The sequence below is a fragment of the Streptomyces sp. NPDC096311 genome (assembly GCF_044763085.1).
GTDB lineage: Bacteria > Actinomycetota > Actinomycetes > Streptomycetales > Streptomycetaceae > Streptomyces.
Genome location: NZ_JBIWFN010000027.1, coordinates 93,693 through 105,883, shown reverse-complemented (window position 1 = coordinate 105,883; position 12,191 = coordinate 93,693). Strand labels below are relative to the sequence as shown.

Here is a 12,191-nt window from a genome sequence, read left to right as displayed (position 1 = left end):
GGAGGGGAACAGGCATGGGGTCGGAGCAGATCCGCCGCTGGGAGTCGGGCGCACTCGCGCACGCCGTGACGGACCCCTTCGGCCAGGGCCCCGTTCCCTGGCTCAGGGGCGACGAGCAGTACTTCGACGACACGGGCCATGTCGTCCCGTGGTACATCGATCACATTGATCACGTCGATCAGGCAGGTCGGGCCGGTCAGCCTGGTCAGGCCGGGGGGCCCGGCGGCTCCGCCACCCTCCAGGGCTCCCGCAAGCCCCCCATCCCCCACCCCCGCGCCGGCGGCCCCCGCCCGGCCGACGACGTGCACCGCCAGATCAAGGGCTTCGCCTCCAACGGCGCGGCCGCGCCGGGCGAGGCCATCGACTTCCACGTCACCGTCGACCCGCCCCAGGAATTCAGCGTCGACATCTACCGCATCGGGCACTACGGAGGCGACGGGGCGAGCAAGATCACCACCAGCCCCCGCCTGTCGGGCATCGTCCAGCCGCCGCCCCTCACCGCCGACAGAACCGTCTCCTGTCATCACTGGTGGCTCTCCTGGCGCCTGCAGATCCCGAGCTACTGGAACATCGGCGCGTACGTGGCCGTACTCACCACGGCCGACGGCTACCGCTCCCACGTCCCCTTCACCGTCCGCGACAACCACCCGGCGGACCTCCTCCTTCTGCTCCCGGACATCACCTGGCAGGCGTACAACCTCTACCCGGAGGACGGGCACACCGGCGCCAGCCTCTACCACGCCTGGGACGAGAACGGCCGTCTGCTCGGCGAGTCCGAGGCCGCGACGACGGTCTCCTTCGACCGCCCGTACGCCGGCGCGGGCCTCCCCCTCCACGTCGGCCACGCCTACGACTTCATCCGCTGGGCCGAGCGCTACGGCTACGACATCGCCTACGCCGACGCCCGCGACCTGCACGCCGGCCGCGTCGACCCCACCCGCTACCGCGGCCTGGTCTTCCCGGGGCACGACGAGTACTGGTCGTCGGCCATGCGCCGCACCGTGGAACTCGCCCGCGAAAGCGGCACCTCCCTGGTCTTCCTCTCCGCCAACACCATGTACTGGCAGGTGGAGTTGGCCCCGTCCCCGTCCGGCGTCGCCGACCGCCTGCTGACCTGCCGCAAACGCAGAGGCCCGGGAAGGCCGGCGCTGTGGCGCGAAATCGACCGTCCTGAGCAGCAGCTCATCGGCATCCAGTACGCGGGCAGGGTCCCGGAACCCCACCCCCTGGTCGTGCGCAACGCCGACCACTGGCTGTGGGAGTCGACCGGCGCACACGAGGGCGACGAACTCGCCGGCATGGTCGCGGGCGAGGCCGACCGCTATTTCCCGCGCACCCCGCTGCCCGAGCACCAGGGCCGCATCCTGCTCGCCCACTCCCCCTACCAGGACAGCGAGGGCGCCACCCGCCATCAGGAGACCTCCCTCTACCGGGCTCCCTCCGGTGCCCTGGTCTTCGCGGCCGGGACGTTCGCGTGGTCCCCGGCCCTGGACCGCCCCGGCCACGTCGACGCCCGTGTCCAGCGAGCCACCGCGAACCTCCTCGACCGCATCTGCAAACGCGACTGAGGAACCCCCTGGCCGAAGCCGCTCTCCGGATACGGGAGAATCGAGCCACTTGTCCCACCCGTCGCCCACCACCACCCTATTCGGGCCCTACGGGCGTCCCTTTTTCTTCAACCACGGGGAGGAACCGTGTCCGGATTCGTCGAAAAGCCCGAGCCCCTCCAGGTCCCGGGTCTGGTACATCTGCACACCGGCAAGGTGCGCGACCTGTACCAGAACGAGGCGGGCGACCTCGTGATGATCGCCAGTGACCGTATGTCCGCCTACGACTGGGTGCTGCCCACGGAGATCCCCGACAAGGGCCGGGTCCTCACGCAGCTCTCGCTGTGGTGGTTCGACAAGCTCGCCGACCTGGTCCCCAACCATGTGCTGAGCACCGAGCTCCCGCCGGGCGCCCCCGCCGACTGGGAGGGCCGCACCCTCATCTGCAAGTCCCTGCGGATGACACCGGTCGAGTGCGTCGCGCGCGGCTATCTCACCGGCTCGGGTCTCGTGGAGTACGACGAGTCCCGTACGGTCTGCGGCCTCGCCCTCCCCGAGGGCCTCGTCGACGGCTCGGAACTCCCCGCGCCGATCTTCACCCCCGCCACCAAGGCCGCGGTCGGCGAGCACGACGAGAACGTGTCGTACGAGGAGGTCGCCCGCCAGGTCGGCGCCGAGACGGCGGCCCAGCTGCGCCAGACGACTCTCGCCGTCTACGGCCGTGCCCGTGACATCGCGCGCGAGCGCGGCATCATCCTCGCGGACACCAAGTTCGAGTTCGGCTACGAGGGCGAGACGCTCGTCCTCGCCGACGAGGTGCTGACCCCGGACTCCTCCCGCTTCTGGCCCGCCGACGTGTGGGAGCCGGGCCACGCCCAGCCGTCCTTCGACAAGCAGTTCGTCCGCGACTGGCTGACGTCTCCCGAGTCGGGCTGGGACCGCAGGAGCGAGCAGCCCCCGCCGGCGCTGCCGCAGCACATCGTGGACGCGACCAGCGCCAAGTACATCGAGGCGTACGAGCGCCTGACCGGCATCAGCTGGAGCTGAGGACGCGAAGGAGCACACGAAGAAGCCCCCGGCCCTGAAGGGCCGGGGGCTTCTTTCTCTGAGCGGACGACCAGGTTCGAACTGGCGACCTCAACCTTGGCAAGGTTGCGCTCTACCAACTGAGCTACGTCCGCATGCGCTGTGGTGCGAGGACAACTATACCCAACCTCGCTCCCGTGCGAGACGCACCGCCGCGTGACGGTTCTCCGCCCCGAGTTTCGAGACGGCCGACGAAAGATAGTTGCGTACCGTTCCCTGGGACAGCGCCGCCCGCTCCGCGATCTCCGCGACGGGCGCCCCGTCGGCGGCGAACTCGAGCACTTCGGCCTCGCGCGCGGTCAGCGGTGAGTCCCCGGCGGAGATCGCGTCCGCGGCCAATTCCGGGTCCACATAACGGTTTCCCGCATGCACGGTACGAATGATCTCCGCGAGCCGCTGTGCGCTCACCGTCTTCGGGACGAACCCGCGCACGCCTGCCGCAAGCGCTCGCTTCAGATGCCCGGGCCGCCCGTGACTCGTCACGATCAGCACCTGACAGCCGGGCAGTTCGGCCCTGAGCGATGTGGCGACCCTCACACCGTCCGCCCCCGGCATCTGCAGATCCAGAACGGCGACATCGGGCTCGTGCGCCAGCGCCATCGCCAGTGCCTCGGGCCCGGTAGCGGCCTCGGCGACCACCACGAGGTCGTCCTCCAGTCCCAGCAGCGCGGCGAGCGCACCCCTGATCAGGTGCTCGTCGTCGGCGAGCAACAGCCGTACGGGAGGTGCGAATGGGACGGGTGGGACAGATGAGGTGGATGGGGTGGACGAGGTGGGAGGAGTGAACGTCATGAAGTGACCTCGCTCACGGGGCGGGGGGCGGGTCGGGGCGACTCACCCGGTTCCGCGTCCGGAGCCCGTTCCGGGACCGAGTCGGGGGGCAGCGGCACCTCGGCGGTCAGGCGGAACAGGTCATCCCCGGCAGGCCCGGCCCGAAGCACCCCGTCCACCTCCCTGAGCCGCTCCCGCAGCCCGGCGAGCCCGGACCCCCTTCCCGGCTCGGCGGTATCGGCATCGGTACGGGAACCGGTACCGATACCCGGCGCTCCGTCGTTCTCGACGGTTAGGGTCACCCGGCCCTCCGACACTCGCAGGGACACCGCGCACCTTCCGGCGTCCCCGTGCCGCAGCACGTTCGTCGTCGCCTCCCGTACGACCCAGCCGAGCGCGGACTGGATCTCCGCGGGCAGTCCGGTCACCGGGCCGCTGACCTCGCAGTCGATGCCGGCGGCCGTCAACACGCCCTGGGCTCCCGCGAGTTCGGTCCGCAGATCGGCCTCGCGGTAGCCGCGTACGACCTCGCGGACCTCTCGCTGTGTCTCCCGCGCTATCCGCTGGACCTCGATCATCTGCTCCACGGCCTCCGGCCGTCCGCGCCGGGCCAGTTGCACGGCGAGCTCGCTCTTCAGCGCGACCACCGCCAGGTTGCGGCCCATCACGTCGTGCAGATCGCGCCCGAAGCGCAGCCGTTCCTCGGCGACGGCGAGCCGGGCCCGGGTCTCGCGGGCCTCGTCGAGTTCGTAGACGGCGTTCAGCAGCCAGACGGAGAAGGCGGAGGTGAAGGTGAAGAAACCGGCGGCGAGGACGACCGCACCGGCGGCGACGGCGGCGCCGGGTGCCGAGACACCCGCCGGGACGGCCACGGCGCCGGCGCCCAGGGCGGCGCCGAGCACCCTGTACACCATGCGTCGCCACTCCCGCACCGCGAGCGCCAGGGTGCCGGTCCCGAACGACAGGACGCCGACGAACACCGTGCCCGCCGCCGCCCCGTTGTCCGCGCCGCGCGGGCCGTGCAGCGCGACCACCAGGCTCACGACGGCGATGACCACGGTGGCGGTGCCCAGTGCCCAGAGCAGCCGTACCGGCAGGGGGCGGCGGCCGCGGGTCCAGTCCAGGGTCAGCGAGGTGGTCACCGCGGCGAGCGCGGCGTGCGCGCTCACCAGCAGGAACAGGATCCAGTTCACCGGGGCGGGCACGTATCCGAAGGCCGGCAGCGCGAAGGTGGCGACCTCGATGAACGGGAGGGTGTGGAACGACCACCGTGTGTACGTCTCGACCTTCGCCGGCGTGCTCTTGCCGCGCCACCAGCCACCGCGCCCGCCCATGCCCATCACCACGTCCCTGGTCAACGCCGCGGCTCCCAGCGGAACCACCGCCGTACAGCAAACACCGCGAGCACGATCCAGGCCACCGCCGTCCCGAGCGCGCCCAGGGTGTCGTGCGCGGAGAGGTCGCCGGTCCAGCCGCCGCGTATCAGCGCGATCACCGGGGTCAGGGGCAGCAGTTCGCAGGCCGAGGCCAGCTGGTCCGGCATGACCTGGAGGGGGATGAAGCTGCCGGAGCCGAGCAGCGACACGAGTATCAAGGGCATGGCGGCGACCTGGGCGCCCTCCACGCTCTTGCTGAGGTTCGCCGTGATCGCCGCGAGCGGGGGCCACATCGCCAGGCCCAGGAGCAGCCCCAGGACGGCGAGGTGGGGTGCCGGTGGCGCCCCGACGTCCAGCAGCGCGGCGCACGCGACCGTCAGGACCAGGCACTGCACCAGGCCGATCGCGACCGAGGGCAGGGCCGCACCCGCGAGGATCTCCGCGTCCCGCAGTTCCCCGGTGCGCAGCCGTTTGAGGACGAGCTCCTCGCGGCGGGCCGCGTACACGCTCACCAGCGTGCTGTAGACCGCGAAGAGGAGTGCGAGGCCGATGGAGGACGGCAGGACGACCGAGCCGACCGAGAGCCCGGCGCCTTTCAGGTCCATCTGGTCGACCGTCGAGCGGAGGCTGAACGGCAAGGTCAGCGGCACGAACAAGGCGGCGGCGAGGGTCGCCTTCGAGCGGCCCAGCAGGGTCAGTTCGGCGCGCGCCAGGGCGGCCATCCGCCCCGCGGCCGTCGTCGTACCCGTACCCGCATCAGTAGCGGTTTGCCCAGTCGTCGGGACTGTCGCGCTCATGCCACCGTCCCCCTCTCCTGCTCCCGCACACCCGAGCCCCGCGTATCCGCGCCCCGCGCACCCTGCGCATCCGTGCCCCGTACATCCGTGCCCCGTACATCCGCGTCCCGCGCACCCGCACCCCGGCCCGCGGCGTCCCGCGCTATCCGCAGGAACGCCTCCTCCAGTGAGGCCGACCGCACATCGAGCCCCCGCAGCTCGACCTGCTTCTGGTGGGCCCACACCAGCAGTGCGGTGGCGGAGCGCTGGAGTTCGTCGGTGCGCAGCCTGACGGCACGGCCCGCCGTCTCGTGGTCGGTCACGCCGAGTCCGGCGAGCGGGGGCAGATCTCCGAGGAAGTAGCCGTCGGGCAGTTCGAAGGAGATCCGGGACGGTGCGGACGCGGTCACCTCGGCAGGCGTGCCGGAGGCCGCGATGTGCCCTTCGTGTAGGATCGCGAGCCGGTCGGCCAGCTCCTCCGCCTCCTGCAGGTAGTGCGTGGTCAGCACCACGGTCGTACCGCCGTCGCGCAGCTCGCGCACCAAGTCCCAGGTGTCCCGGCGCCCTTCGGCGTCCAGGCCGGTCGTCGGCTCGTCGAGGAAGAGGACCTCGGGGCGGCCGAGGAGCGCGAGGGCCAGGTCCAGGCGCCGTTTCTCGCCCCCGGACAGCTGCTTCACCCGTACCCCGGACCGCCGGGTGAGCCCGACCATCCCCAGGGCCTGAGCGGTCGGCCGGGCTCCGCTCGTGCAGCCCGCCCACATCCGTACGGTCTCCGCGACCGTCAGTTCGGAGGGGAAGCCGCCCTCCTGCAGCATCACGCCGATCCGGGGCCGGACGGCCGCGCGCTCCTCGTACGGATCGTGTCCGAGGACCCGCACCCGGCCGCCCGCCGGAGGGGCGAGGCCCTCCAGCAGCTCGACGGTGGAGGTCTTGCCGGCGCCGTTGGTCCCCAGCAGCGCGAAGAGCTCACCGCGGCCCACGGAGAAGGTGACTCCGCGCACGGCCTCGAAATCTCCGCCGGCTCCCCGGTCTCCCCCGTACACGCGCCGCAGATCAGTGACCTCGATCACGTCATCTTGCTCGTTCGTGTTCATGAAATCAGCGTCCCCGCGGACGGGACCCGACAGCAGTGCGCCGTGTCATCACTCCGCATGACAAATGTCAGGGGACGCTCGTCCGCACACACGAGAAAGACCCCGGTCGATGACCGGGGTCTTTGCTTCCTGGAGCGGACGACGAGGCTCGAACTCGCGACCTCAACCTTGGCAAGGTTGCGCTCTACCAACTGAGCTACGTCCGCATTGCCTCCGACCAGCTTTCACCGGTCGGTGCGAGCACCACCCTACCTGATCCACAACAGTGATCGGTAAGGGTTGCAGAGCGGGTGACAGGAATTGCACACTGCGCCTTCCCCCTGGAAGGGGGATGTTCTGCTACTGAACTACACCCGCATGACTCCTCGGGGTCCGGCTTTTCGGCCTTGCCCCTCGGCGTGCTCCAGACTCTAGCTGATCAGCAGGGGGTCAGCGCAAGTCGGTTGTGCGCGGGGGCGGATGGCCGGCCGGAGCGGGACCCCGGCGAGCCATCCGGCGGACCCTCGGACTCAGTGCGCCTCGGCGAACGCCTCGTAGACCTTCTTGGGGATGCGGCCGCGCGGGGGGACGTCCAGCTTGTTGGAGCGGGCCCAGGCGCGGACGGCGGCCGGGTCGGGGGTCAACGCGGTGTGCGTGTACGCCTTCCCGGACTTCGACTGCTTGCGGCCGGCCTCGAGGTAGGGCGCGAGCACCTTACGCAGTTTCTTGGCATTGGCTGGATTGAGGTCGATCTCGTACGACTTGCCGTCGAGTCCGAAGGCGATCGTCTCCGCCGCTTCCGAGCCGTCGATGTCGTCAAAGAGAGTGACTACGACACGCTGCGCCACGAATATCGGTCCCTTCGTGCGGCACCTCTGCGATCGCCCCCCATGACGTGCGTGGACGTCACGGAGTTGTCGGGGAGATGTCGACTGTCCGGCTGTTATTGGGCAAAGTATCGGCTATTGCCAATTCCTTTGTACAGTGCCGGGCATTGCATTGTGAAGCCCGACTAAAACCTTCCGCGTGTCCGAAGGTAATGGGGCCCAGCCGCTCTTCTGCGATTTTTCCCAGGATTTTCCGTACGTGCCCCCGCGTCGATGCGGGATCGTGATCGGGCTCACGTAGGATTCTACGAATCTACGCGAGTAGAAATTTTGTGCGGGTAGTCTGAAGCGACCTGCTCAGCACCACACACCGGGAGTGCCAGTGGCACGCGTCGTAGTCGACGTCATGCTCAAGCCGGAGATCCTCGACCCCCAGGGCCAGGCGGTGCAGCGTGCACTGCCGCGCCTCGGTTTCGACGGTGTCTCCGACGTACGTCAGGGAAAGCGATTCGAACTGGAAGTGGACGGACCGGTGGACGACGCCGCGCTCGCCCGCATCCATGAACTGGCGGAATCCTTCCTCGCCAACACCGTGATCGAGGACTTCACCGTCAAGGTCGAGGAAGTCGCGGAGGCAGGAAAGTGACCGCTCGTATTGGAGTCGTCACCTTTCCGGGCAGCCTCGACGACCGGGACACGCAGCGTGCGATCAAGCTCGCCGGTGCCGAACCCGTCGCCCTCTGGCACAAGGACAAGGACCTCAAGCAGGTCGACGCCGTGGTGCTGCCCGGCGGTTTCTCGTACGGCGACTATCTCCGGGCCGGTGCCATCTCGCGCTTCTCGCCCGTGATGGAGACCGTGATCGAGCAGGCGAAGTCCGGAATGCCCGTCCTCGGCATCTGCAACGGCTTCCAGGTCCTCACCGAGGCGCACCTCCTCCCCGGCGCGATGCTCGGCAACAACCACCTCCACTTCATCTGCCGCGACCAGAAGCTGCGGGTGGAGAACGCGGAGACGTCCTGGACGGCCGACTACGAGTCCGGCCAGGAGATCCACATCCCGCTGAAGAACATGGACGGGCGGTACGTCGCCGACGCGCACACGCTCGACATGCTGGAGGCGGAGGGCCGGGTCGCGTTCCGCTATGTGGACGTCAACCCGAACGGCTCGCTGCGCGACATCGCCGGCATCACGAACGAGGCGGGCAACGTCGTCGGTCTGATGCCGCACCCGGAGCACGCCGTCGAGCCCCTCGTCGGCTCCGGCCGCACCGACGGCCTCCCCTTCTTCACCTCGATCCTCAAGAAGCTGGTCACCGCATGAGCCGCACGCCTCTGGACACGGTCGAGAACGCGGCCGCGACCCCCGACGTCGAGCTGCCCTGGGCCGAACTGGGCCTGAAGAAGGACGAGTACGAGCGGGTCGTCGAGATCCTCGGCCGCCGCCCGACCGGCGCCGAGCTCGCCATGTACTCCGTCATGTGGTCCGAGCACTGCTCGTACAAGTCCTCGAAGGTCCACCTCCGCCAGTTCGGCGAGAAGGCCCCGCAGTCCGACGCCCTCCTCGTCGGCATCGGCGAGAACGCCGGTGTCGTCGACGTCGGCCAGGGCTACGCCGTCACCTTCAAGGTCGAGTCGCACAACCACCCGTCGTACGTCGAGCCCTACCAGGGCGCGGCCACCGGCGTCGGCGGCATCGTGCGCGACATCATCGCGATGGGTGCCCGCCCGGTCGCCGTCGTCGACCCGCTGCGCTTCGGCGCCGCGGACCACCCCGACACCAAGCGCGTCCTGCCGGGCGTCGTCGCCGGCATCGGCGGCTACGGCAACTGCCTGGGCCTGCCCAACATCGGCGGCGAGGTCGTCTTCGACGCCTGCTACCAGGGCAACCCCCTCGTCAACGCCGGAGCCATCGGCGTCATGAAGCACGAGGACATCCACCTCGCGAAGGCGTCCGGCGCGGGCAACAAGGTCATCCTCTACGGGGCCCGCACGGGCGGCGACGGCATCGGTGGCGCCTCCATCCTGGCGAGCGAGACCTTCGACGACGCCAAGCCGTCGAAGCGCCCCGCCGTCCAGGTCGGCGACCCCTTCCAGGAGAAGCTGCTCATCGAGTGCACGCTCGAGGCCTTCGCCGAGAAGCTGGTCGTCGGCATCCAGGACCTCGGCGCGGCCGGTCTGTCCTGCGCCACCTCCGAGCTGGCCTCCAACGGCTCCGGCGGCATGCGCGTCACCCTGGACGACGTACCCCTGCGGGACTCGACCCTCTCTCCCGAGGAAATCCTCATGAGCGAGTCGCAGGAACGCATGTGCGCGGTCGTCGAGCCGGAGAAGGTCGACCGGTTCCTGGAGATCTGCGACAAGTGGGACGTCATCGCCACGGTGATCGGTGAGGTGACGGACGGCGATCGCCTCGAGATCTTCTGGCACGGCGGCAAGATCGTCGATGTCGACCCGCGCACGGTCGCGCACGACGGCCCGGTCTACGAGCGCCCCTACGCCCGCCCCGCGTGGCAGGACGCCCTCCAGGCCGACGACGCGAACAAGCTGCCGCGCCCGGCGACGAGCGAGGAGCTCAAGGACCAGGTCCTCAAGCTCGTGAGCTCGCCGAACCAGGCCTCCAAGTCCTGGATCACCTCCCAGTACGACCACTTCGTGCAGGGCAACACGGTGCTGGCGCAGCCCGAGGACTCGGGCATGATCCGCATCGACGAGGAGACCGGACTCGGCGTCGCCATCGCCACGGACGGCAACGGCCGCTACGCGAAGCTCGACCCGTACGCGGGTGCGCAGCTGGCGCTCGCCGAGGCCTACCGCAACGTCGCGACGACCGGCGCCAAGCCGCTCGCCGTCTCCGACTGCCTGAACTTCGGCTCGCCCGAGGACCCGGCCGTCATGTGGCAGTTCGCCGAGGCCGTCCGCGGTCTCGCCGACGCCTGCCTGCAGCTGGGCACCCCGGTGACCGGCGGCAACGTCTCGCTCTACAACCAGACGGGCGAGGCCGCCATCCACCCGACGCCGGTCGTGGCCGTGCTGGGTGTCATCGACGACGTCGCCCGCCGCACGCCGGTCGCCTTCCAGGAAGAGGGCCAGCTCCTCTACCTGCTCGGTGACACCCGTGAGGAGTTCGGCGGTTCGGCCTGGTCCCAGGTCGTCCACGACCACCTCGGCGGCCTGCCCCCGAAGGTCGACCTGGAGCGCGAACGTCTCCTCGGCGAGATCCTCATCTCCGCCTCCCGCGACGGCATGGTCGACTCGGCGCACGACCTGTCCGACGGCGGTCTGATCCAGGCCGTGGTCGAGTCGGCGCTGCTCGGCGGCAAGGGCGCCCGGCTGGTCGTCCCCGACGGTCTCGACGCCTTCACCTTCCTCTTCTCGGAGTCGGCGGGCCGCGCGGTCGTCGCCGTCCCGCGCTCGGAGGAGCTCCGCTTCAACGACATGTGCGGTGCGCGGGGTCTGCCCGTCACCCGCATCGGTGTCGTGGACTCGGACGCGGTCGAGGTCCAGGGCGAGTTCGCACTCTCCCTGGCTGAGCTGCGCGAGGCGCACGAGGGGACCATCCCGGCGCTGCTCGCGTAAGCGGTCGTACGACGCCGACGGCCCCGACCGTTTCGACGGTCGGGGCCGTCGTCATGCCGCAACGGGCTCGGTCTGCCGGGGCGGGGCCGCGGCGCCCTACGTGTCACCGGCCTCCCACGAGCCGGCCGAACCCGGCGCAGGGCCGGCAGGAGCGCGCCAAGCGTGACGTTCCTGGACGGACATCGACTTCTTCACGTCCTCCGCCGGACAGGCCCTAGGCTCGCCCCATGCCGCCGGCCAGGAAACGCACCCGTACCTATGACCCCGCCAAGATCCGTGTGGCCGTGCTCGCGCAGTTCGGGAACGTGCGGCGCGGCGTCCACACCCTGACCGAGGAGCAGTTGGCGCGGCCCGCGCGGCTCGGGGACTGGAGTGTGCGGGAGCTGGCCGCGCACCTCACGATGGCGGTCGAGACCGTGAGCCGCAACCTCGACCGGCCCGAGCCCGGCGCGAAGGAACTCACGCTGCTGGAATGGCCGTTCGCGACGGCGGCACGCGCCGTGGACATCGCCGACGGCACCCGGGAACTCGCCCGCGACAACCCCGACCTCGACGCGCTCTACGCGCGCGTCGAACAGCGGATCACCGAGCGCCTGGCCACGGCCCCGGACGACCGGCTGCTCGCCGCGCGCACCGGCGCGATGACCCTCGCCGACTATCTCGTCACCCGCACGGTCGAACTCGTCGTGCACACGGACGACCTGAACCGCGCCGCCGGCACCGACATCCCCCTCGACCGCCAGGCCCTCGCCGCCTGCACCCGGCTGCTCGCCGACGCGCTCGCCGTGAAGGCGCCCGGCGCGTCGACGGAGGTGCGGATCCCGCCGTACGCCGTCGTGCAGTGCGTGGAGGGCCCCCGGCACACCCGGGGCACACCGCCGAACGTCGTGGAGACCGACCCGCTGACCTGGATCCGGCTGGCGACGGGACGTACGGAGTGGAAGACCGCGCTGGACGAGGCGAAGGTCAGCGCGAGCGGTGAGCGGGCCGACCTCGGCGGCCTGCTGCCCTTGATGGGCTGACCCCACCCGGCGGCTCAACCCGCTGACCTCACCGGCTGATCCCACCCGTCGACTCCGCCGGTTGGAGCCACCCGTCGACTCCACCGGCTGGCTCCACCCGCTGTCCTCACCGGCTGGAGCCACCCGTCGACTTCA

Annotated in this window: 11 protein-coding genes and 3 tRNA genes; 6 read left to right on the top strand and 8 right to left on the bottom strand. The window is 70.3% G+C overall.

The window, feature by feature from the left end; all coding sequences use genetic code 11:
• The first annotated feature begins 14 nt into the window (after nucleotides 1-14).
• Nucleotides 15-1,568, top strand: a complete 1,554-nt coding sequence (locus tag ACIRA5_RS46050) for a N,N-dimethylformamidase beta subunit family domain-containing protein (protein ID WP_352050504.1) — start codon at nucleotides 15-17, stop codon at nucleotides 1,566-1,568.
• A gap of 126 nt (nucleotides 1,569-1,694) precedes the next feature.
• On the top strand, nucleotides 1,695-2,594 hold the full coding sequence (locus ACIRA5_RS46045) for a phosphoribosylaminoimidazolesuccinocarboxamide synthase (protein WP_403702317.1): 900 nt from the start codon (nucleotides 1,695-1,697) through the stop codon (nucleotides 2,592-2,594).
• Between the two features lie 61 nt (nucleotides 2,595-2,655).
• Here the strand turns inward: ACIRA5_RS46045 and ACIRA5_RS46040 are convergent.
• The 8 genes from ACIRA5_RS46040 to ACIRA5_RS46005 form a co-directional block, all read right to left on the bottom strand.
• Nucleotides 2,656-2,728 (bottom strand) — tRNA-Gly (locus ACIRA5_RS46040).
• A gap of 22 nt (nucleotides 2,729-2,750) precedes the next feature.
• Entirely contained in the window at nucleotides 2,751-3,425 is a 675-nt protein-coding gene (locus ACIRA5_RS46035; protein WP_403702314.1) for a response regulator, read from the bottom strand.
• A complete protein-coding gene (locus ACIRA5_RS46030) occupies nucleotides 3,422-4,738 on the bottom strand; it encodes a sensor histidine kinase (RefSeq protein WP_403702373.1) in 1,317 nt (438 codons plus the stop codon). Before ACIRA5_RS46030 ends, ACIRA5_RS46035 begins: the two co-directional genes overlap by 4 nt.
• Nucleotides 4,739-4,758: 20 nt before the next feature.
• The gene (locus tag ACIRA5_RS46025) at nucleotides 4,759-5,577 is read right to left on the bottom strand and encodes an ABC transporter permease (RefSeq protein ID WP_403702311.1); all 819 of its coding nucleotides are present in this window, start codon (nucleotides 5,575-5,577) and stop codon (nucleotides 4,759-4,761) included.
• Nucleotides 5,574-6,650: an ABC transporter ATP-binding protein gene (locus tag ACIRA5_RS46020; RefSeq protein WP_403702308.1), complete on the bottom strand. Its 1,077-nt coding sequence runs from the start codon at nucleotides 6,648-6,650 to the stop codon at nucleotides 5,574-5,576. Before ACIRA5_RS46020 ends, ACIRA5_RS46025 begins: the two co-directional genes overlap by 4 nt.
• A 130-nt stretch (nucleotides 6,651-6,780) precedes the next feature.
• Nucleotides 6,781-6,856: transfer RNA gene (locus ACIRA5_RS46015), tRNA-Gly, on the bottom strand.
• A gap of 79 nt (nucleotides 6,857-6,935) precedes the next feature.
• A tRNA-Gly gene (locus ACIRA5_RS46010) sits at nucleotides 6,936-7,007 on the bottom strand.
• Between the two features lie 152 nt (nucleotides 7,008-7,159).
• Complete coding sequence (locus ACIRA5_RS46005; protein WP_054235045.1) at nucleotides 7,160-7,477, bottom strand: Lsr2 family protein; 318 nt, start codon at nucleotides 7,475-7,477, stop codon at nucleotides 7,160-7,162.
• A 361-nt stretch (nucleotides 7,478-7,838) separates the two neighbouring features.
• Here ACIRA5_RS46005 and purS point away from each other — a divergent pair, with 361 nt between their 5' ends.
• The 4 genes from purS to ACIRA5_RS45985 all read left to right on the top strand — a co-directional run bounded on the left by purS (nucleotide 7,839) and on the right by ACIRA5_RS45985 (nucleotide 12,056).
• Nucleotides 7,839-8,102 carry a phosphoribosylformylglycinamidine synthase subunit PurS gene (gene purS, locus ACIRA5_RS46000; RefSeq protein WP_060898438.1) on the top strand — a complete coding sequence of 88 codons (264 nt, stop codon included), beginning with the start codon at nucleotides 7,839-7,841 and terminating at the stop codon, nucleotides 8,100-8,102.
• Nucleotides 8,099-8,779 (top strand): phosphoribosylformylglycinamidine synthase subunit PurQ, encoded by a 681-nt coding sequence (gene purQ / locus ACIRA5_RS45995; protein ID WP_403702305.1) that lies wholly within the window; start codon nucleotides 8,099-8,101, stop codon nucleotides 8,777-8,779. The genes purS and purQ overlap by 4 nt, the downstream gene beginning before the upstream one ends.
• The gene (gene purL, locus ACIRA5_RS45990) at nucleotides 8,776-11,034 is read left to right on the top strand and encodes a phosphoribosylformylglycinamidine synthase subunit PurL (protein WP_403702303.1); all 2,259 of its coding nucleotides are present in this window, start codon (nucleotides 8,776-8,778) and stop codon (nucleotides 11,032-11,034) included. The genes purQ and purL overlap by 4 nt, the downstream gene beginning before the upstream one ends.
• 227 nt (nucleotides 11,035-11,261) lie before the next feature.
• On the top strand, nucleotides 11,262-12,056 hold the full coding sequence (locus ACIRA5_RS45985; RefSeq protein WP_403702300.1) for a sterol carrier family protein: 795 nt from the start codon (nucleotides 11,262-11,264) through the stop codon (nucleotides 12,054-12,056).
• The last annotated feature ends 135 nt before the right edge of the window (nucleotides 12,057-12,191 follow it).